Below are 24,126 nucleotides of genomic sequence, written 5' to 3' on the forward strand. Positions count from 1 at the left end.
GCTCAGGCCCTCCCAGCCCTCCCGCACCCGCGGCTCCCGCAGCCCCGCCCACAGGGCGAACTGCGCCGGGTCAATGGGCGCGGCATCCTTGGACCGCTGCTGTACTAGGCCCTCACGGTAGGCCACGATCACCGCCTGGACGCGGTTGCGTACACCAAGCTTCGCCACGATCGCGTTGAAGTGTGACTTTACGGTCGGCTCATTGAGGTAGTACCGCTTGGCGATCTCTTTCGTGCTGAGACCCTGTGTGGCCAGCACCCTCAGCATCTCGCGCTCGCGGTCACTTAACGGCGCCAGACCCCCCCGCAGAGCTGGTGGCGCGTCGGCGACAGACGGATGCTCTTCACCCCGTGCCAGCCCTTCCAGCCGCCCCGGCGACGCGGTGTCGGACGCCTCCTTTCCGGAGGCCGCGGAGCTGGTCGACCCTCGCCCTCCCCTCAAGGGGAACCCACGCTTACGTCGGTCGAACATGTCCGCGGGATCGTTGCGCGCATTGCGCTGAGCGTCCGGATCCCGGTGAAGACCGGCCGGTTCCGGATCCTCTGGGCCCTTGTCCTTTTCAACCTCGGAGCCCACCGGCTGTGTGATCGCGCGGTCAGGCATAACGGTGTCAGTGCTTTCACCCGGATCCTCAGCCTGCGAACCCGAATCACCAAGCGGCGGCGACTCCACCATGGTGGGCGGTGCCCAGTCATCGAGCCGGTCGGCCGCGTCGTCGAGCAGCGCCGCGACCTGGCGGGCCTGGATACTGTTAAGCGGGCCCGCCTCCCAGGAGACCTCGACGTAGACCCCCGGTGGCTCCTGGTCGACGTCGATGGTCCCGTCAGCGAATTGGGTGGCCCCCACAGACACCGTCAGATCGTGCCCTTTGACGCGGCGCTCGGCGGTCGTGATGAATCGATACGCTTGGGGCTGGCCAGGCTCCCACCGGCCGTCCCATTGGGCCCCCGCGGGTAACGGAATATCAGAACCGGTCTCAGCAGTATCAGCCCGATCCGACGAAGGACGCGACCCACGTGGAGCGACCTGATCTGGCGACTCGACCGCGGTGGGCGGCGCCCACTCGTCGAGCCGGTCGGCCGCGTCGTCGAGCAGCGCCGCGACCTGGCGGGCCTGGATACTGCTAAGCGGGCCCGCCTCCCAGGAGACCTCGACGTAGACCCCCGGTGGCTCCTGGTCGACGTCGATGGTCCCGTCAGCGAATTGGGTGGCCCCCACAGACACCGTCAGATCGTGCCCTTTGACGCGGCGCTCGGCGGTCGTGATGAATCGATACGCTTGGGGCTGGCCAGGCTCCCACTGGCCGTCCCATTGGGCCCCCGCGGGCAACGGAACATCAGAATCCGTCTCACCCGTATCAACCGAATCTGGCCACACGACTGAGGCGGGGGACGCTTGGAGCTGCTTCGGTTCACTCGCGGACAACGTCGTTTCGCCGACCCGGTGCGGACCGGGCTTCTCTGTCTGTCCGGCGCTGAACTCGTGCGGCTGGTCGCCACCGTCGGCGCCGCCGGACCTGGCCGGCCACGCTTTCCTTGACCGCGATCCACGCGCACCTCGGCCGAACCCGTCCTCGGGGTAGCCATCACGCGCATTGCGCTCAAATGGACCCAAGAAATCGCCAGGTCCACGCGCTTGGCGATCAGTAACCGCGCCAGGGGATTGTTCGCTTGCGCTGGGGCTTATCAACGAGTTGACGTGACGCGCAGCCTCCGCCGTGGCTGCCTCGATCGAGGCGGGCGTGCCGTCGGTGTGCACGACCTTCACGAGCTTCTCGAGCAGCAGGCGTCTATCGTCCATCCACTGCCTGCCGAAGTGGCCCATGTGGTCGGATTCCACGTCGGGGTACTTGAGCTCACCCGTGTTCAAGAACGATTCGATCTGTTCGGCGAGATAGGCGCTGCCGTTGTTGGGGCGGTTCTTGTCGGCGTCGTAGACGGCCTTGTCGCCCATCGGACCGCGCATCGAGTCGTCGGCCATGAGCACAACCGGGTTGCCCTTCTCGATGGCGCGCATGAAGTCGAAGACCGTCACATCGCGTCCACCCACCGCAACAAACGCAGTGGAGGCCAGGGCGGTCGCTTGGTTGTACTGGGCCTTGTCGTCGAATACGTGCTTGGGCGTGCTTGCATATGCGGCCCGGTCCATCTCGGCAGGGAACTTGCTGGGATCGATGTAGCGGACGTAGTCCTTTGCGGTGATCGACACGACGGGCACGCCCTTCTGCTGGCCGAGCATCGTCGTGATGGCGTCGATCGAGCCTTGATCAGCAGTCGGTGACGTCGTGAAACCGACGTTGGCGGAACCGAGTTCGTCGGCGAGCTTGTCGAGGAACGCGGCCGCGTTCTCCGCGTAGTTGGTGCCCGCGGGTGGAGCTGAATAGCCGGCCGTCGCGATGCGCACTTTGCGCCCCCCGAAGATACGATCGGCAATACCGGCAATCTCCTCGGGCGACGACATTCCCTTGAGGTTGAACTCCTCGATCTTCACTTGCTCGACGCCGTCAAGGACGCCCTGAACACTGACGCGGCCGGTTGGCGCCCCATCGCCCCGAGCTCGCTGGCCCAGCAGGTAGCCGTCGTCGTCGCTACCCAATTCCGTGATGTAGGTCTCGCTGTTGTCACCGAAGTCGTGGACTGGGGTCGCCGCCGCTGCGGGGGTAGCGGGGGGCCTGCCGAATTCGACGGTGAGGGTGGTGCCGTCGGGCGCCGTGGTCAGATTCCACGTGGTGTCGGCGAGCAAGGTAGCAAGGTCCTCGCCCCAGGCGGATGTCAAGTGCTCGGCGCTACTCGGGGCGGGCACCCCGACGGTAAGTTCCAGCCGCACGCCAGATTCGTTGGAATGCAGGGTTTCCCGGATCTGGCCGCCGGTGCGCCGGGAGATGCCATAGGCGCGGGAGCCCAATTCGTCGAGCAGCACGAGCGCGTGCGACGACAGCTGATATGCCGCGCGGGACGAATTGACCGTCGCGAACAATTGCGCAAAGTCCAGGGCCGCGGCGCGCGAAGCCGCCGCGCTCCGATAAAGCGCATCGATCTGCCCGACCAAATGCGGGTAGCGGCGCTTGGCTTCTTCTACCAGTGCAGCGGTCCACTCGGGGGCGAGAGCTTCGATCGCACCGTCGTCCCACCGGTCGCAGTGGACGGGACCGCGGTGGGCCTCCTGCGCGGTGATGACAGTGGCCCACTCGAATCGCCCGTACGAGTTCTGATCCCGCAGCACCAGTCCGGCGATTTCATCGCGGTCTGGTTCGAGCATTACTCGCACATTGTCGTTTTCGTCCATAAACGACTCGTAATCGGTTGCGATCTCACGCAATTCCTCGTCGCTGACCCCGGCCGTCTTCATGGCCGCCAGCGCCGCGGCGAGCTGGTAGGGATGCATCAATAACCCAGTGGCGTACTCGTTTTCAACAGACCGGAACTTCCCGGCACCCGTCAACCGATAGATGCCGCCCTCGCTAAGCGCGTTGACGGGAACCACCACAGTCCCGTCGTCCGTCAACTCAACACGCTGCCGCAGTGCACGCTGCGAGGTCGGGGTCTCCACGACCGGCAGCCCCCGCGCGGCGGCCAGTCGCTGCAACCCTTGGGCATCCAATGCACTGATGGGTGCACCATCGGCCTGCGGACTGACCACCCCAATGATTTCCACACCGGGCCCAAAGGTGCTTTCGAACTCGACCGGCCCGCCCTCAGGCGCGTCGGTGATCAGCTGATCACCGTTGATCTCGCCCGGATATGACGGCCGCGCCATCCGCCGCGGCGAAATCCACACCAACAGTCCGGCTTGCTCCGGCAGATGCCGCTCATCAATGAGAACCGCATGAGCCATAGGCCGCCGGTCATTTCGGTTACGCCACGGGTCAGCACCAATCAGGTCCGGATCGCCAAGCAACACATCCTGTTGAACCCACTGAGCTAGCCGAGAATTCGGGCCCGCGATTTCTTTGAGCCACCCGCCCAGCGCGCTCACTGGCACCATCGCATAACGCCAACCCGGACCATGATCTCGAGGATTGGTAACCCCCAACGGGTTCGGCGCCAAAACCTCTTCGGGATTCGGCACAGCCACGCTCGAGTTGTCGTGACTGGTAGCTGAGACAACCCTGGGCCTGTGCAGCGCAACCCGGCCTTTGTCCGGCTTGTAGCCGAAGAGTTCAAAAGCAAGATGCCGCTCGCCAGCAGAGCTAGACAGCGTCATTTGCGCATCCACGCCACCGGCTGCTGCTGCGTCGCGGTCCTTAACCTTGGACCACTTATTAGCCGCTTTGGCGGCGGTCCCCTGGAATTCGGAATCGCCTGCAGCGATGACACCCAGCAGCGCCTCGGCGTCATCGACGAGTGTGCGTCCGCTCGTACGGCGCCACCGCACAGTAAGCTGGCGGCCGCCCTGCTCATCGGGCGTAACGGACACTATATGGCTGCTACCCTGCACGCTGATCTCGAGGCCGTTCTTGCGATCAATAGTCACGTGTAGGTAGGCCAACCGTTCCTCACGTGGGTATATCGACGATGTTTGCGACAATAACCGTTGCGCCAGCACCTTGGTCACGGCGCCGGCGAGGAGATAGGGCTCGGTCATTCCAGCAGTCAGCGAACCGAGCACAGGGCCGACCCGCGCGGGGGTGACCCCCATAAGCGACACGCTCGTTTCCAGGGCGCCCGTGTCATCGGTATCCAAATAAATATGGAAACTCTGATTGTCGAAGTCGCGTGGTTTGAGGTGGACAGATAGACGCCGTCCGTAGCGCCTCACTTCCACCCGCATTCCGTCATCGTTGAATGCGGCCAGAACCCGGCGAATCCAGTCCTGCAACAGCGGAACTGACACTCCGGACGGAACGATGACGTTCGAAGCATCGCGAACAACGCGCCCGGCGGTATCGGCGGCATCACCCGGGAACTTGTTCCCGGTCACCCTGATCTCGCGATCGACGTGGTTGATCTGCTCGATGGGGCGCTGTGCTATCGGCTGACCACCTGGCATCGCCCCCGCAACCGTGACCGTCCACATCTGGGCCACCGGATCACCGGTGACCATGACAGTGAGCATGCCCCTGGACGGGGCAACGTCAGCCAGACACGACCAGAGTGCTCCGACAACCGACTCGCGGGTTTTGTTGTTCTGCCATGGCAGCAAAGCGTTGATTTGGGACACCAGGTCGTCTTGTGAGAACTTGCCGCCGACGAATCGGAACGCGAGACGCCCCAACACCTCGCCGTCGGTGTCACCCGACTGGCCTCGAACCCACTGCCAGTACTCATCGGCCCGAGCCACATCGCCGTCGAAGAACTCGGCGACGACGTCGGGTGCGCCGACGGCCTCGGGGGTATCACCATCCTGCAGCCGTTCGATATCGCCGGACGTATCGGGCGATCGAACCGCGGTTCCGACTTCACCACCAGGAGCCGAATCCCGTTGAGAATCAACATTGTCTGTACCACCGTCGTCCGCCGGCTCGTGGAGCTCGGTGTCTGGCTTCGAAATCGGTTGCTGGACAACGTGTTCCACGACCTCGGCGTGGTCCTGTGGCGACGCGGAAGCGGCCCGTGGCCCTACCGCCCGGAAGAGCACGGCCGAAAGTTTCGAGACCTTGTTGAGGGAAACGACCGAGACATCTCCGCTCGTCGGGTCGACCCGAAGGATGTTCGATCCAAACTGTGCGGTGATCACGACCAAAAGATCGCCGACGTTCAGGCCGTGGGTCCGTTTGGCTACCCAGGCTATGACGCTGCCTGCCGCAGGATTCATTGCCGTCTTCGCTGCCTCCATCCGCAGGTCAACCTTGTTGCGCTTGGAATGTGTTCCGGCGCGAGCGGACAGGTCTGCCGTAGCCCACTCGAGCGGCGATACGTCGGGCCACTGGGGATCGGCGGCAACCGGACCGGACGCGGCGCCGGTGCGCCTCGCACTTTCCGCCCGCTGCACCTCCAGCGCCGCAATCCGGTATTCCTCCTTCGCGGACTCCAAATCTTTAGCGGTGAGAGGAAAGCCAAAACTGGAGAGTCCTCCGGATTCCCGCAGCGCAGAACGCAATTCGCGCAGCACAGACTTAAGAGGCGACACACCGATGCCCAGCGCGTCTTCCACAACTTCGATCCGATGAGCCCACGAAACCATCCGCAGCACAGCCCAGGCGTGCGCGGCACGCAGTTGCCCAAGCCGCCGGTACTCCGCGGCAGCCGCCTTGACCGCCGACGGATCCCCGCTACGACGCGCGTCCTCTAACCGGGAATACGCCTGCTCCAACCGGCGGGTAAACCGCACCATCTGCTGGGCTATCTCCGGCTCACCTTCGCTGCGCGGCTCGCCGGTACCGCTGCGGGACCCCTCGTTGTCCTCGCCGTCGGGGTCGTCGGTGTTCATGCGCATCGAGTAGTCGTCATGGGGCAGGTCGGTGCCGGACCGCGCGGCCACCAGCTTGCGAACAAGGTCCCCAACGCCCAACGGCTGGTCCGCCTCGCCGGACAGCTGCAGCGCCTTGCCCAATACCTCGCTGACCCGCGCCGGCACGTCCACTGGCGGGGCCCGGCTGCCCCCGGAATCGACCTGCACCGCCGCGAGGTCGTCGGGCGCGAAGCCGAACCACACTTGTCTAACCTCGGAATCGACCACGACACCAGAGCGCCCATAGTGCTGCTCCAACCACGCCATGTCGGGCCCCTCACGCTCGCCGTGGGTCACACTGACCCGCAACCACGGGCCCGATGCATCCTCGAGCACTGCTGCGACGACGCGCCCCGCCTCGACACGGGTGGCCTTCACCAGTGCGGCGACCGCCGCGACCGCCTCCGCCGCAGCACGCAGCGCCGCCTCGGGCGCCCAGCCACGATTCAGCGCCATATCAACGATCTCCCACAGCCGCTGCGACTCCGCGCCCCGCCACACCCAACTCACGGCACCGCTGGCGTCGGTGCCCGGATGCTGGTGCGCCGAATCGAACACCGCCCCAAGCAGTTCTCGGGCGATGTTGACGCGGTCGGCGGCCGTGGCTTCATCGGTGCCGAACCGCTCAGCAACCCGCTCCAGGGACTGCCCGAGGAACACATGATCGACAATCGCGTCGAACTCGTCAGCGGAAAAGCCCACAAACGTGGCGCGAATCCACTCCAGCACCTCGTCATCGCTGACTTCCGGCTCCAACACGGGGTGCGCGGTCTGGCTCGCCACCGAACGGTCCTGGCCGCTGCGCCGTTGTAGCACCGCACGCGCGAACTGCACCTGCCCCACCGATAAACCGAGCGCCTCGAAACGCCGGCCGCGCCGACTGCGCACCCTGGCCACCACATCGTCAACGCGGCGACCCAGATACACATCCTCGAAGCGCTTCCGGATCACCGCCCGCCGCGCCCCCGCGACCGAGTACCCCAACGCCTCAAGCCACCGCTCAGCGACCTCTGCGGACGGCCGATTCTTGCCCGTCTCCACGAGGCTGATCATCCGCTGATCCACTTCGACGGGCTTGGCCAAAGCGCGCTGGGACAAACGAAGCCTCTCGCGGGTGGCGCCCAACCAATAGAGCCGGAAGTAGTCGCAGTCGATCAATGTCTGCACCGCCGGCACCGCCAAAAAGTGGTCAAGCACCATCCGCAGCGCCATCCCCGTGTACCCGACAGCCGCAACCAACCGCTTAGCAGTGTCCCTCGGCGGTTTCGCGCCCCGCATGACCGAACTGACGCCTTGCTGACTCACCTTGGCCCTCCCGGCCAACTTGGCCTGGGTCCAGCCAAGGGTCTCGCAGTGGTCGCGCAGCCAATCCCCAAAACGCCCCGGGTAGGTGGCCAACATGTCCCTCAGGTCAGCAAGGTCGTCGGCGCTAAGCGAGTCGCTGACCGGATACTGCGCCAGACCCGCTGTGTTGTCCCCGGGCAACGAATCGTGGGCGTCATCGATATCCGATGATCGGGGCGCACCAAACGTTGCCTCAAGCAGTTGGGTGGCCGCGTCAACGCAGCCAACGGCCGCGGCTTCCTCTACACACAACCGCTCGGCGGTCCTGCCCAGAGGCTCGCGCAAAAGCACCCGGTCGAGAATGATGTCGACCTTTTCTTCCCCGCTCAGGGGTGTTGCGAGCACCTCTGCCGGCAGCTCCAACAGTGGCCCCCTCTCCGGCAGGTCCAGGACGGTGTCGATCTGGGCTGCGGGCAGCTCGGCCAATCTGGTGCGCAAGAAGTCGAGCACCACGCTATCGCTAACTTGTTGCCCCGACACCGAGTCCGCGGCTTGGCTGGCCGCGGTCCGGTCATCGCCGATCTCCCGCTGCAGCACCGCACGCGCCAAGTCAATCTGCCCCACCGGCAAACCGAGTGCCTGGGCCACCTCGGAATCACTTGGAGAGCGGCCCAATTTCGCGGAAAGCTGCTTGCGCCCGGTGCGCACCAACTCCACCAATTCGTCAACCGGCCGACCCAGATAGGCGCCTTGGAACCGGATCCGGATCACCGCCCGGCGCGCCTGCTCAACCGAGTAGCCCAGCTCCCGAAGCAACCGCTCAACGAGCTCCGCGGTCGGCGAAGTCTTGCCCGACTCCATATAGCTGACCATGCTCTGAGACACTTCGGCCCGCGTGGCCAAAGCGTCCTGGGAAAAACGACCCTCGCGGGTAGCGCGGAACCAATACCGGAAGTAGTCGCAGTCGATCAACGCCTGCACCGCCGGCACCGGAACGTAGTGGTCGAGAATCACCCCCAGCGCCATGCCCCGGTACTCCAGACCCTCAACCAGCTGCTTAGCAATATCCCTCGACAACCATTGGCCGCTCACGACCTGAGAGACCGCGCGCTCAGGCACTCCAGCGCGCTCGGCAAAGTCGTGGTAGCTCAAGTCACGGGATCGGAGTTCCTCGCCTAGCGCCCGCCCGAAAGCGCGTGCGGTGTCGCGCGCACCGGTACCCGACCGCGGTGGACCAAGGGCCTCCTCAAGGAGCTGCATGGCTGTGTTGACACGTTGATCGGCCGTGGCTTCATCGGTCTCCAACCGCTCGGCAAGCCTGTCCAGAGGCTGCCCCAGGAGCACGTGATCGAGAATCGCTTCGACCTCGTCGGCCGCCAGGTCGGCCAACACTGCACGAACGACGTCCACCACCGCGCGGTCGAGGACTTCACGTTGCGACAACATCTGGTCCGCGGCCTGGCTCGTCGTCGAATCCTCATTACCGATCGCCCGGTCCAGCACGCTACGCACGAACTCAACCTGCACCTGCGGCAAATCGAGTGCCGCGGCCACGACGGCATCATCCGGGTATTGCCCCGATTCCTCGAAATGCGTGTCGCGCCAGGCGCGCACATCCGCCACCAGTTTGTCAACGGGCCGACCCAGATACACACCTTCGACGCCGATCCGCATCGCGCCCAGCCGCGCCTCCTCAACCGTGCAGTCAGGCAAGGCCGCAATCAACCGCCCAGCCGCCTGCCCGGATACCCGCACGATCCCCGCGGCCTTGCCCGACTCCACGTAGCTGACGAGGCTTTTATGCAGTTGGGCCCGTGCGGCCAAGTCGAACTGCGCCCAGCCCAGCGACCCGCGTTTGATGCGTAGCCACTTCCCGAAGGCCCCGGACCGGGCCAACACCTTCAGCACTAACGCCTCGGAACCGCCGTCGATGTGCTCGCCGCCGAGTGTGTTGTCGTCCGCGGGCTTCTCTGTCTGTCCGTTGGCGGACTCACGCGGCTGGTTGCCGCCACCGGAGACGCCGGCGGACCTGGCCGGCCCTCGCCCTCCCCCGAAGCGGAACCCAGGCTTGCGTCGGTCGATCGTGTCCGCGGGATCGTTACGCGCATTGCGCTGAGAGACCTCACCCCAGAAATCGTTGCCGAGTCCACGCTCCCGAGGATCGACAACCTCCGGCAACGTCGACGACGAATCGGCATCCGCAGCACCCTCCGGGGGCGATTCTTCAGAATGCGACGGGTCGGCAGCCCCCGATTGGTCAATACGATCGCCGGACGATGGCGAGGGCGAATCCTCCGGCTTCGTCAAATAAGCAACTGCGGTGAGTGACACCGTTGTTTCATCCAAAGGTGGCGGCCACGCTCCCCGCCGCCTGTTGTACGCGTCGACGTACTCGACCACCGAATCGCGGTTTTCGGCAATGATCGCGCTGCCGTTCGGCGAGGCTGTGTTCCACGATGCCAGGACACCCACCGAGCCCGGCGGCATCGCCGCCACGGTTGTCTGAATCTGGTCATAGGACGCCAACTGCACATCCGATCCGACGACGCTAAAGAACAACCCGGCGGAGATTGTCGTTGACCTGTCCATCAGGTTTTCGGCGCTGAACTCCCGCTCGTACATCAGCGACAAATAACCAAGCACAAACATCGCGCTTTCATCGAGAGGGCGCCCACGAATGGCAGCGAACGCGGGATTACGCGAAATGCCAAGGCTGTCAGCGACTTCGGCATCGGTAAGGCCGGACGCCGCCAGCCGCGTCAAGACATCACGCTCCCGCGCGGTCAACTCACGTTGGCGTGCGCGGGCCGCCTCGCCTGCCGCGTCGAGCCGACCGACGCGGTCAGCATCGCGGACCGCACGACTTGACAGCTGCCTTGCAGCCTCGAGCAACGCCTGCCGCTGCTCCGCGGCTAACGCGCGCCATTCCGAAACCCTGTCAGCGACTTCGGCATCGGTAAGGCCACGAGCCAGTCGCGTCAGCACTTCACGCTCCTGCGCGGTCAGGTCACGCTGGCGTGCGCGGCTGGCGGCCTCGCCTGCCGGGTCGCCGCTTTGGTCACCACTTGCCGAATCCTGTTGAGACTCAGCGTAGCTCGTACTATCACCGCCGCCCGACGTCGGCGCATCCGCTTCCGGCATGCCCGCAACGGCGATGTCGGTTGTGGGCAGGAAAGGCCGCTCAACATGCTCGATATCTGAGTGCTCGCAGTCGATTTCGAGCACCGACGCGTCCGGCCGCACCACCCGCGCAATGGTCGGCGTGCTGCTGTGCGCGTCGAACACTTCCAGTCGAATGGTCGGTCTGTACGACTGCAAGCTCTCCCACGTCCAGAAGACCGTCAACACCACCCGTCGAGGCCCCGCGGCACGCTGACGATCGACCTCATCCTCGAACATCTCGGACAGCACCGTCTGCAACGTCGAGGCCAACGCGGCGAATTCGCCCACCCGGCCGAAAGCGCTGCGCCCGAGGGCCCTCTCGACCGCGGCGTGCACGACCGGTTCGACGCCAGCCAATGGCTCACCCGTTCCCACCGGCAGCTCCGCACGCAGCACCGGGCCGTTCTGAGGGTCCGTCCACGAATCGACCACAAGTCCGTGACTTTCACCGCTCAGCACAGCCCTGAACTCGCCGCGTGGACCACCGCTGCCTACTGTCAACTGCCAAGCGGTGTGCGAGGCGCCAACGCTAATAACGGATCTCGCACTACGAAGGAACGCCGCGATAACGGTGTCGGCGATCGCCTGCAAGGATTCGCTGTATGGCAGGCTGGCCCCTCCCAACTTGCCGACGATCTCGTCGTCGACATACCCGCCGACGACCGGAAGTGTCACACTTGTGGTTTCGTCCGAGATGAATTCGAAGTGCGCCGCATCAAGCAACCCAGCCTGAATCCGGCCGCGCACGTCATATCCATTGAAACGGTGCGCCGTGAGCTCCACAGAACCGGCCCTCGCCTGCATCCGCTGTATCAGATAGCTGACCGCATTGGACCGCGCATGTCGCGCCACTCGCCAGTTGACGGCCCGGTCGATGCGCCGGGCAACGTCGGCTGGGGCGTCGCCGGGGCCGAAGCGTTCCACAACGGGGCTTTGCTCTGCGGCTATGCCGAACGCTCTGGCCTGTTCAGCTACTGGATCCCGCAGTGGGATAGGAAATTCGCGGTCGGCGATCAGTAGCCCGGCATCGTCGTGGGCGGCAACTCGAAATACCGAATACTGGTGCCGGTGCCCTAACCAATTCCAACGAGCAGCCTGTGCCCCATTGAATTCCATGACCAACCGGCCGGACCTGAAAGCGCGCGCATGACCCTCGTTACTGAACACCGCGAGCAACTCGCGCGCCTCAACGGCAGCGCGCCTCCCCGCCACGTCGATGGCCTCGCACAGATCCGCGGCCTCGTCCACCCGACCTGTCGCGTCTATCCACTCATGCGACGGCCGCCGGAAGCCCAACGCCATCCCATCGCGAACGAACCACCCTGCCGCGGCGACCCGCACAGCCAGGTCCAGATCTGCGTCGACGACCACCGGCACCTCGACCCGCACCACTGACGTCTCGCTCATGGCCGAAACATCAGGAGGCGGCGCCCGCGCATCAACGACGACCGAAAACTCGGGGCGGGGACCATCAACGGTGGCTCGCAATGAGTGCCCGTCGCTGCCATCCTGGCGCAACGTCGTGGTCAATTGGGTGGGCGCCGTTGGTGATTCGTCTCGCGCCAAGGTAGTCGACGCCGACTCGAAGGCCGCGCCGAGCACATAAGCTGCCGCCTCACCCCAACGACCGTGCTGCGCCAACTCGGCGATCACCCACTCAAGTGCCTCCCGGCGAGCCGGCGACGCTCCCGCCCAAACCGACGCATTCACCTGCACCTCAACACTGGACTGCGTCACCTGGATTACCAGCGACGCCGCCTCACCGGCAGGGCCATCCAAATCGATACGCACACCGCGCACATCGCCCTCGTGGAAAGACCGCACATCGATCCCTGCAACGAGGCCCGCACCGAGCGTGCCACCGTAGATGAAACGCGCTAAGAAACCGGCAGCCGCACGCGCCGTGTCCCGAACACCCTCGGGCCACTCCGACATCGCATCGCCGACGACATCACTCATGTACAACGTCGAGTGCACCGGTTGCGTCAGCGACTCGGCAGATTCTTGCGATGACGATCGTGTCGGCGCGATCTCACCTCGAATCGCCGCGAGCGCGGCCTCAAACTCGGCTTGTCCGGATGCCGCGCCCAGGCCGTCGGCGGGCTCGGCGCCCGCCTGAGTCGCGCGTTCCTCGTCCTCGCCGTCCGGGTCGTCGGCGTTCCTGCGCATCGAGTAGTCGTCATCGTCTTGGTCTGTGTGTGCGACGGTGAATCCATGTGGCGTATCGGGGCGGGCGGGACCGGTGCCCGGCCACACCGGGTAGCCGTCTGGGGTGAACACCGCCGCCCAACACTGACCCTGTGAGGTCGTGGGGGACATGTCGTCGTGTGGGGTGAGTTCGCCCAAATCGATCGTCTGTAAGTGGTGGCCCTCGCCGTGGTAGTCCCGGTCGTGCTCGCGGGCAGGGTCATAGTGGATCTTCAGCTCCACCCGATACACATGCCCGGCGCGCTCTCCCGGTGCGGGAGCCCGCACCACCACCGCAAACACACCGTCATCGCTGTGCTCGCGAATGGGCTGATCCTCACCGGCGTTGATCTCATCCATGCGTCGCAGCGCCTTGGCCTGCTGACGCAGCAACCGCTCAACGGCAGCCTGCACCAGCGACCGATCGCCGTCGGGCAGCCGGCGATATTCGGCCCCGGTGAAGGCCCCCACGAACTCCACATCGGCCCCGGCCCGCCCGATCACATCGCGGGGACCAAAGCCCACCCGCGCCCGGCCGGCACCCAAGCGGGGACTGGCCCAATCCAGCCGGAAGTAGCGATCTCCACCCAATTCCGTTGCCGGGTCGCGGTATTCGTCAAACCACGCCGGCACATGCTGACCCTCCGCATCGGTGAACACCACCCACACTGGCTGCGTCGGATCCTGGTCCTCGGTCTCGGTCACGCCCGTCACGGTCTCGTCCACGAAATCCAGAACAACCTTGCCAGCACCATCCAACCGGGCAATCCACGAATGCACCGACCCCAAATCCCCGGCAACCACCGGTGATTGCACGATGGTGGCCCGCAGACCCTCACCCGCTGCCCCCAACTCCGCGGCCCGCTCTGCAAGCAGCCGCTTGGCCTCAGCCACACCGGCCGCCCGCATCGCCGGCCCGCCCCGCACCGCCTCCAACACCGCCACTGTCGGCGCCGTCACCGCACAACCCGTGCGCTCCTCAACCTCAGCCAACGCCAACGCCAAACACTCATTAGGCGGCGGTCGGTGGTCGATCACCTCGATGCGACGGTTTCCGTCCTCGTCCTCAAGGCTTTCCAACATGTTCTTGACGGCGGGAGGCGCACCCAGCAAGCAATGCACCTGGATCTGCGCTGCCTCCCCGTCGACCCAGTACTCCCGGTTGAAATGGGAGATCTGAAGTAGCTCGACGCCATGGGCTTCCAGCCTTGTTTTGCGGTCGAGTAGTTTGCGGGGCGACAGGGCTCTCGCTAGATGCCAGACCCCACCGGCGACGACGTCGATGTCGGCGGCGATGACACCTAGCGTCGGGTGCTCGGCAGTGACACGCTGGGACAAGGCTTCGATGCGATCGAATCCTTCGGCCAACCCGATCGCGCCGAGCAAACCACGTACCTCTCCCGCTACACCACCGATCCCACGCAAGTCCACGGTGTCGGGTGCGAGCGCTTGTCCCGTCGCACCCCTGCCTTCGAAATACTGGGCCGACAATTCGGCCAGCCGCCGACGAAACTTCGCGATCTGATCGAGCCATCGCCGCCCGCCTCTGTCCGCCAGGCCCTCGTGCCTCTCGAGCAGGGCATGCACCCGCCGTTCGGCATCACCCAGCTCCTCGAGCGCCGCGTCCAGCGCGTCGATGCCGACACGCTGATCCTGGCCCGGTTCTTCTTCGACCGCCGCTGTCGGCTGGTCCCGCGCTGGGGAAGTCGGATCATCCAGGTTCGGGCGAGCGCCACCGAGGTCGTCGTCGCTGTCGCTCGCGGGTCCCGCATCGCCGGGTCTTGCTGCCCCGATGGTGGGGGTGCCGGGGGCCAGGACAGGTCTGGCCGTCCCGGTTTCGCTCGACGTGAATTGTCGCCGTTCGTCGCTATCCGCGCAGAACTCCGAAACCACCTCTGCCAACCGCGAATCCAATCGCGCCTTGCGATCGGCGAACTCGCGACGGAGACGATTGATCGCTTGGGCGTGCCCAACCAGCGTGTCCAGTTGCCGGGTGTCCGTTAGTTGATCCTCGGCCGATTCCGCTGCTCCTCCGCGCGCCGCATCACGCAGAACGAGAAGGAATTTCAGCTCCAACGAGCGCTCGCTCAGCTCTGCCACTAGCACCGTGTAGGAGCGCGCGGCCTGCTGCATCTCCGCGTCATCGGTCAGGTCCTTGATCTGGAATGCGACCCGCTCGGGCACGGCTGCCAGGTCAACGAGCTCAACGGCGGCTTCAAACAACAGATTGTCTCTTTCGCGCCAATAATTGTGCGCGGCAACCGCTTCCGCTAGCTCCTCGCTCGGACCGGCCGGCCTGAGTGCGCTCACCCTCGCCTGCCAGTAACGGCGTTGGTAGGGCGCGGCGGCTAGCGCTTGCTGGAACCGCCCGATCCCGATGAACCTTTCCACGGCCTCAGCCAACGAGCGAGTTGTTTCAATCAGGGCGTCGAGATTGAGGAACTCCCGACACTTCGCGATCATGCGCTCAACCGCGCGCATCAGATCCGCAACCGCGCCCGCGATGGCGCCGGAAGAGTCCTGCGTCAAATCCTCCGTCAGCGAAATCAAAGCCTCGACCACCGATTGCACGACCGGCGGAGTTAGCGCCACATCGCGGTTCAGCACCAGCCGCAGCTTCTCGAGTCCATTCTGCGCAAGGATTTCCAGCGCAGCTTCAATCTCCCAATCCCGCAACGCGTCATTCACCACCCGCTGCGCCGCATCCCGCCTGCCCTTGAGCCGCGTCAGCGCCTCCCCGCCTTCGAACACGCCTTCCGGTGACTCCCCCACACGCAACGCCAGATCCCGAACGTACTTCCGGATGTTGTTGCGGTCTTTCTCGATCTGCGCGTGCAGGTCGGCGATCTTCAACAGCACGTCAGCGTCTGCAAAATACTTGTGCACTTGCCAGCCAGTGCGTGAAGGCTGGGGAGCAGCGGCGTCGGCCGTTACTGCCGGTTCTATACCGAGCGAATTGTTGACGTCGGTTTGCTGCTTGATCAGGAGATTGCTGAGATGCCGGCAGACCGGCCATGTCGCTTCGAGGCGGCCGAGGCGTTGCGCCGCAACGACGATTGCGACTGGGTCCGGTGACGCGGCCGTCAACGCCTGCCGCAACTCCTGCCAGGCATCGGCCCGCGCCGTCCAAAACGTGGAGCGAAGCCACCCGGTCGGGTCGAGCGGCGCAGGCAACTCGAGCCGCCGGACCACCGAATCCAGCTGAGCACGTAAGGCAATCTCGTCACGCGCCTTCGCCTCCACAACCCGGAGGTCACTCGGCACGTCGTCCATACCATCGAGTCGCAGGGCCACATTATGCAGAGCGTCTCGGCGCGCGCCCGCTCTCTGAATCGCCCTCACGGATTGGATCAACGAATTCATCTCGATGAAACGACGAGCCGGCCCCAACGTCTTCGGCATCTCCAACGACTCACTGGATATCGTTTCGACGTAGCGCAACACCAATTTCACCGATTCCGGATCGAGATCGACCCCGTCCTCCGGATAAGGCAGTCCAAACTCCCTCGCCGCGTCCACGAATGATCTTTGCGCCAGGTTCGCGAAAGCTTGGAACTGTTCGCTGTTCCAGCTGTCCGAAAGCAGCTGATCCGCGAGACCCACCGCCGTTGCCCGCTCGCGCAATTCCTCCAACAGCAGGCGATAGTTGTCGTCCGCCTGCTGCGACAACTCAGTCAGGCAGAAACCCGGCTCGCGTCGCTCATCGTCAATCTTGACTGTTCTCGCCTCAACCACCTGGCCGGCGTGCACCATGCCCGCCTGTTCGGCAATCTCCGGCAATTCCATGACGCTGTCAACCAGCACGAGGCTCTCGACCTTGTCCTGGTCCCACGCTTGACCGTTATGCCCGACGGCCTGAATCCAGTAGGTCGCGTTGGCCGGTCCCGCATGGAGTAGGGCGCTAGCTTGGCCCGCCAACGCCTCGGCCTGATGCTGCCGCAACTCCGCGTCTGCGTCACACGGGACGCCGAACCGAACCACCACCACGGTGGCCACCGGCAGACCCTCGAACCTGCGATGCTCGTCGAGCTCGCGGTCGAGCATGCGTTGCGCCTGCAGCGGATTCGTCGCATCAAGCACGCGCACCCGAACACTCGCTGTGTCAACCGAATACGGATCGCCGAACGCGACCGCCAGCTGCACCCACGGGCGGTCCTCGGATTCGTCGGCGGCCGCCGACACCAGTGACGCACCCAGTTCGGCCGACACGAATCCCCCTATCCATGCCGCCTCCTGCAGCACCCGCGCCGCCCGCTCGCCCGTAACGCGACCCAGCGCGTCGGTCACCACGGAGGTGACCGACCGGTGTCGAGTCTCCAACGACGGCGCTGATATCGGGGCGCCCAGCACTCGCGGCCCGGCAGTACCCGGCGAATGGAGCCACGCCAAAGCAGAAGCAGACTCCGCGGTGGTCTCGACAATCTCGACCGCGGTGTCAAGCGATCTGTCCGGCCCGTCGGCTAGTGGGCCGTCCAGACCGGCAGGCGTCGGCGACGCACGAGCGGCATCAGGCTCCTGGGACCTCACCCGCTCCTGGACGCCGAGCCAGTCATCGATCAGGTTTTGCCACTGAGGCAGCTGCGCGCCGAGATGCGCGCAGAACGGCCGTGTCGCGTCGAGGCGGGCGAGGCGTTGCGCCGCAGCCGCGATGGCGGCTGGGTCCCGTGACGGCGCGGCCAACGCCTGCGCGAACTTGCGCTCGGCGTCCTCACGCGCCGACGACCATGTGGTTCTGAGCCAGTGGCCCACGTCCCAACCACCCGGCGGCGCCAGCTCAAGCTGCGCGGCCACCGAGTCCACCTGCGCCCATAAATCAATTTCGTTGTGGGCCAGCCCATCCAGACGCATCTCGACCAGATCGTCCACACCCGAAGCCGGCAGGTCGGCCAGAGCGTCTCGGCGCGCTTTCACCCACCCCATCCACTCGACAATGGTGGTCAGGGAATCCAGCAGGACCAACCGATGGCACCAGAGCCGCGTCGCCTGCTTGTCCTCTGGCGACACGTCGTGCATCTCATCGAGCCGGTCCAGCAGCGACTGGGGAACGGCACCATAACCCGGATACCGCTGCTCGAGCTCCCCGCTCAGCGCGTCGTATTCGTCCTCGAAAGCGGTGAATTGTTCGTCCCAGTTGTCTGGATCTAGCTGATCCGCGCCGAGTTCGCCGGCCACGGCCTGCAGTTCCTGCCGCAGCAGGCGCAGATCATCCTCAGTCCGCTGCCACAACTTAGTAAGCCAAGGACCAAATCCACGCCGCTCGTAGTGAACCTGACCAAATCTCGCGGGCACCGAGTGCGACGGCATCACTGGCCCACCGTGCACCACCGTGCCCGTCTGTTCGGCAAACCCCGGTGACGCCATGGCGGCTTCGACCAGGCGGAGGTTTTCGACCTGGGCAAGGTCGGCCGCGCGGATCTGTTGCTCGGGTAGCTGAGCCTCAACTGAGCAGGCCGCGTTAGCTGGACCCGCCCGACACAACGCGCTTATCTGGCCCGCCAAAGCCTCGGCCTGACGCTGCCACAGCTCCGTGTCAGCCTCGCTCGAGGCGCCCAGGCAAACCACCACCACGGTGACCATCAGCAGATCACCGAACTTGGCGCGATGCTCATCCCGCTCCTCGGCGAGGATGCGTTGTGCTTCAGCTGCGTTGTCGGCATCAAGCACCCGCACCCGAATACACGCTGTGTCAACCGAATCCGGATCGCCGAACGCGACCGCCAGCTGCGCCCACGGACGGTCGTCGGATTCGTCGACGGCCGCCGACACCACCGACGCACCCAACTCAGCCGACGCGAATGCCGCGGTCTGTTGCGCCTCCTGCAGCACCTGCGCCACCGGCTCAACCGCCGCCCGAACCAGTCCGTCAGCCAGCACCGAGGTGATCAACCGGTGTCGGATCTCCAGCGACGGCGCCGACGTCGAGGCACCCAGGACGCGCGGCCCGGCCCCACCCGTCTCGTAGAGCCACACCAAAGCAGAAGCAGACTGCGCGGTGGTCTCCACAACCGATGCCGCCACATCATCGTCCGGCCTATTCTCGCCGCCGCCGGACGCATCGGACCGTGCTTGCCGGCGCCTCCTCAAGCGGGACCTGTGCGCACCACGGCCGAACCCGTCCTCAGGGTGGATAGTCCTATTGCGCCCAAAGTCTCGATCCGCGTAATCACCCAGCCCAACGCGCGGTTCCACCTGCTCTGGCCTTGCCGCGACCAGGCGGCGCCGGTAGGCGTAAGCCAGCATCTGGGCGTAATCATCAGCGCCCAGCCGGTGGCAAAGACCCTCGAGCAATAAGTGGACACCGGATCTGCCCGATCTGCCCAACCCGGCGGCGATGTCGCCGACGCTGTCCCTGGCGGCCAACCGCACGAGCACCCACCGCTGCTCACGACTCAACTGCACCGCCGGTGGCCGGACCTCGCGCGGCGCCTGCATCTCGGGCGGCGCCTGCACCACACCGCTGTCGTAGGACATCGCCACCAACTCGGCAAGACTACGCGCACCCACCCGCTGCTGGGCCCGATGCAAACACGTCTGCACCGCGGCCACCGACAACCCTGTCCAGTCGCTGATCTCCTGCTCCGACCAGCCCCCGGCACGCAGCTTGACCAGCTGCAACTCCCGTCCCTCCAACCGGCCCCGCCCCACCTCGGCGAAATCAACCACCAAACCGGCCTCACGCGCCAACCTCACCAACTCGGCGCGATCGCCCACACCCAACCTCGCCATGACCTGCCGCACCCCAGCACTGTCCTCGCTGCGCCCCTCGGCACCGATCTCCCTCATTGCCGCACGCTCAGCCTTGCCCAACTGCGCCAGCAACGCCTCAGCGTCGTCCGAGGGCCCCGCATACAGCAGCCCCGACCGGAACAACAACGCCACCAGCTGGGCACGATCATCAGCACCGACCGCCGCCGCCACGGCGTCCAAGAACGCCGACACCACGCCCTCGGCCAAACCCACCCGGCCCGCCACCGCCCGATCACCGCACACCTCACCCAGCGCCGCCAGCACCGCACGCCCCGGCACGGCCAAGAACCGCACGCCATCCAGAAAGTCCTCGCCGAACTCGGCATCATCCAGAAAGTCCTCGCCGAACTCCGCATCCGGGGCAGCGGCCTTCCACAAGAAGTACAGCCTCACCAGATGTATTCGGTCGCGGTCGCGCGCACCCAGCGGCTCCGGCAACGTCCCGACGTGGAATCGCGCGGTGCCTTTGCTGATGCCTAGCTCCGCGCCGATCTCGGCGTCGGTAAGCCCCGCAGCCACCAGGGCCCACACCTCACGCTGACGTCCCGTCAACGTCTCCACCCGCCCCATCAGGGTTGCTGGGTGTTCCGCGGATTCTGGACAGGGGTCGTCCGGGAATCGCGGATGTAGTAACCCCAGCTGGTAGGCCTTGGCCACCACATCGGGGCGATTGCGGGCCCCCAGCATGTCCTGCAAGCGTTTGATACGCCTATTCACTGCGTTAGCAGTGGTGTTCAACTCGACGGCGATCTGTTCGGACGTGAACCCCTGGTCCAACAGCTCAATCACCTGCTGCTGGCCTTCGATCCCCTCGACAGCGCCGCGACGAGGTGTTGGCGTGCGCTCCGGGGGTTTGCGTTCGGGACCGGTGTCGACGACCGAACCCCCAGCACCCCCCGGCCATCGTTTTCCGGATTGGCCGGAGGTGCCCATGGGGTCTAGCTCGCGGGGGCCCTGACCGACGGACCTGGGGGTGGTGGTGCTCATCCTGGATCGCTCAGCACCGGCCGCCCCCTCAGCCGAGTGGTGTGTGTCATCGCCCTCACCGCCGTGACGGCCTTCGACCGGGCTGCCCACCTCCTGAGGGACGGCGGACGCCGGATCGAGCACGCCATAGCGGAAGAATAGGTCCACCAGCTGGTTGCGGTTCCTTACACGCAGCAGCCTGTAAAGGCGCTCCAAGTGGTTTTTCACACCCTTGCGTCTCAAACCAAATTTTGCAGCGACCTCCTCGAGGGTGCCGCCATCAGCAACTGCCGCCACAACCTGGCGTTTCCGCGCGGTCAGCCTCTTGAGCAGCGGCCGTAGGTGCGCTGGCGCGTCGGCCACACTCTCCCGAGCCAGCCACCCGCGCTGGTGGGCCTTCTTGACCACGTGGTAGCGGTCCGTTGCACCCAATAGCTCACAGATAGCCGCGACCTCGGTTGACGCCCGGCTAGAACTGGTGTGCAGCTCTGCGGCGATCTGCTTATCGCTGCGGCCATCGACCACCATCATCAGCAGCCGGTATCGACTTTCGAGCGACAACTGACTCTTTAGCACCAGCAGCCGCCCGCCGCGGCTCTTCAGATCCAGCAGGCCACCCAGTTCGATCTTCGCCACCAACTCGGGGCGACTCGCGGCACCCAGCTCCTCCGTGATGCGGTCGATGCAGGTTTCCACGACGGACTCACCGAGATGCAACTGCGCGGCGATGTCCACGTCGCTGCGCCCATCGACCACCATCGCCAACACCCGGCGTTCGTCGACGGACAACGCCACTTGGGGCTTTGCCTGCCCGATCTCGTCGGGCGGCCCCGGATCCCGCTCGCCCGCGTCGCGGTGGTTATCGGAGTCGCCCGACGTGTTGTCCCCGCCGCCAAAGCCGGCCGACCGTGCTGCCCATCGCGCTGCCCCGGATCGGGACCCACGCGTACCTCGGCCGAACAACCTGTCCTCGGGGTAGCCACGCACATCGCGCCTAAAGCGCTCACCTAAGAAACCGCCGCCCAGTCCACCGCCGGGTTCCGGATCGTCGGGAGCAGCCGCACCCTTTATGCGATCAACATCTGAGCGCAGTTCGTCGGCTGACGGAAGGCCCCCGCCCATCCGACGGACCACCGCGTCGGCAACTTTGAACACCGGTCCCAATAGCAACAGTTCGCTGAAGTCATCGAGCCGATCCGGAACCATGGGCGTCTGTGCCAGAAGGTCCAGCGTCCGGTCGATGTTCGCTGCGCCAAGCGCGTCGGGGTGATCATCCAGAAACTCGCTCAACCACGGAAAATGGCCGGCCAACTCCTGGATCCTCGCGGCCACCTGCACCCACCGGGACACCGCGGCCCCAAGGGTGTCGTCGGGTTCGACCGCACTACCGTTGATCCAATCGCGGATCTGTTCGACCGCCTGGGCACGGACGGGAACCGGAGCCGTCATCCAGTCGTCGTTGGGCGGATGCTGCAGCCGCCATCCCGTCCGGTATGGATTGTCAGTGGCGGGCTCATCGACGGCCCACAACCGCCAGACGGCGCCGTCCGGTTCGACGATTTCGTAAATCTCGCTGCCGACCTCACCGACCGACCTCCACCCGGGTCCCGCTGCCAGCCCGTTCGCTAACGTCTGCCCGCCCTCGGCGGCCGCCCGCAGCAACTGAGGGCCAAGCATCCCGATTAGACGGCTCAGCCGATGGTATTGATGAGTCAGCTCCGCCAGCCGCCTGTAGTTGTCATCAAATTCGAGATCCGGGCCGCCGCGGATGGCTAGTAGTTCTCGCCGGTAACGATCGGGTGCCAACAATCGCTTCGGGTTGGCCCCGTACCGCGGTGCGAGCTGACGCAACATGTGCTCGACTCGGCCACGCTGCTCATCCAGGCCGAGATGCTCTGTCTGCCCGACGGCGTCGCCATCCTCACCGCCGGCTCCCCCGTCGTCAGCCGCGTCCGCGTCGGGCTCGGCAGCTTGCGGTTCGCCAGATCCGGGTTGCCCATAATCGCCGACCGCCGATTCCGCTGGTGGATTCTGGGCGCCAATTCTCTGCCGCTCCGATACAACAAGCCTCCACTGGTGATACAGGGTCACCAACTGGGGTCTGCGTGCTGGACTCAGCTTGCGCGACAACTTACTGACATGATTTGCCACGGTCGACGCACTGATGGTCATCCTTTTGGCGATCGCTTTGGTATTTAGCGCCTCGGCCAGCAACATCAGCACCTCGCGTTCAGGAGGGGCCAACTTAGCCATGATGTCGAGCAGGTGGTCTGGGCCGTGCGGCCACTGCGGACGTATTAGGTCGAGTAGGTAGGCCTTCGCGACTGCCTGAGTACGGTCGCCCTTTGCATCGAGCTTGTCCAGGATTTCCCCGATAAGCTTTACCGCCTCCGACGCGCTGGTGCCTTCCCGCTCGCCGATCTGTTTGTCGTTGAGCCCCTGGGCCACCAACCAAATCAACCGGCACTGGTACTCGGTCAGGATCTCTGCGCCCTGCTCCGACGGCTCATCGCCTCCGGGCTCACGACTTCCCACACCCGCGCGCGTTTCAGCGTTCGATTCCCCGCGGGCATGGCTGACCCCGATCGCGGCGTCGTCCGCGCCAGACTCGCCGTCTGCATGATGGTCGGGCTTCCCGGATGCGCCCACATAGAAGTCAAAGTCAAACTGGTCGGGTCCGTAGTGCCAGCGGATGTTCGGGTAGTTCTGCATGAACGCCGCCGGCACCGGCGTCATCGGATGTCCTTCCTTGGTCAGGATCAACACCAACCGGTCCGTGCCCGAGTTGGGCTGGCCGGCAACCCTTTCCAGGCCGAGGTCGTCTGGCTCCAGGATGCCAGCCTCATTCGGGGCCCACAGCTGGGCATGCCAGGTCGTCTGGCCCAGTTTCGGCGGAATGAGCACCGCCACCATCAGCCCGTCCGCGGCATCCGGCCCAGCCGTATCGTCAATCCACCCGCGCACAGCACCGGCCAGCTCGGGGATCGACACGTCGTCATCCAGATGCCGGAAATACTCAAAGACCTCGCCGGGCAGCCCGTCTTGGCCCAGCATCCCTGCCAGCACCTCGGCGACCGGTACTCCCAGGTTGCCCTCAACCGCGGCAGGGTTGCTCTCAACCTCGGGAACACGTACCGGCCAACGACGTTCGGGATGATCGCGCGTGTTGTGCTCAACACGGTCCTTGATCTTGGCCACCAACGCCCGACCACACTCATTGAGCTCTCGTGAGTAGTCGACCACCTCGATGCGGCGGTTTCCGTCCTCGTCCTCGAGGCTTTCCAGCATCTGCTTGATGCCGCGCGGCACACCGCGCAAGCAATGCCAGATGATCCGCGGCGGCTTCCCGTTGACCCAGTATTTCTTGTTGGAATGGGACGCCCGAAGTTG

At 65.3% G+C, this 24,126-nt stretch carries 1 protein-coding gene (only partly in view); it reads right to left on the bottom strand.

What is annotated here, in order from left to right:
- Positions 1–24,126, bottom strand: part of the annotated coding region (locus ACQI5H_RS22570) for a LuxR C-terminal-related transcriptional regulator (protein WP_427081516.1) (this coding region is incomplete at its 3' end). 21,096 nt of the annotated region lie beyond the right edge of the window; 24,126 of its 45,222 annotated nt are in view.

This window comes from Mycobacterium heidelbergense (assembly GCF_050205645.1).
Classification (GTDB): domain Bacteria; phylum Actinomycetota; class Actinomycetes; order Mycobacteriales; family Mycobacteriaceae; genus Mycobacterium; species Mycobacterium heidelbergense_A.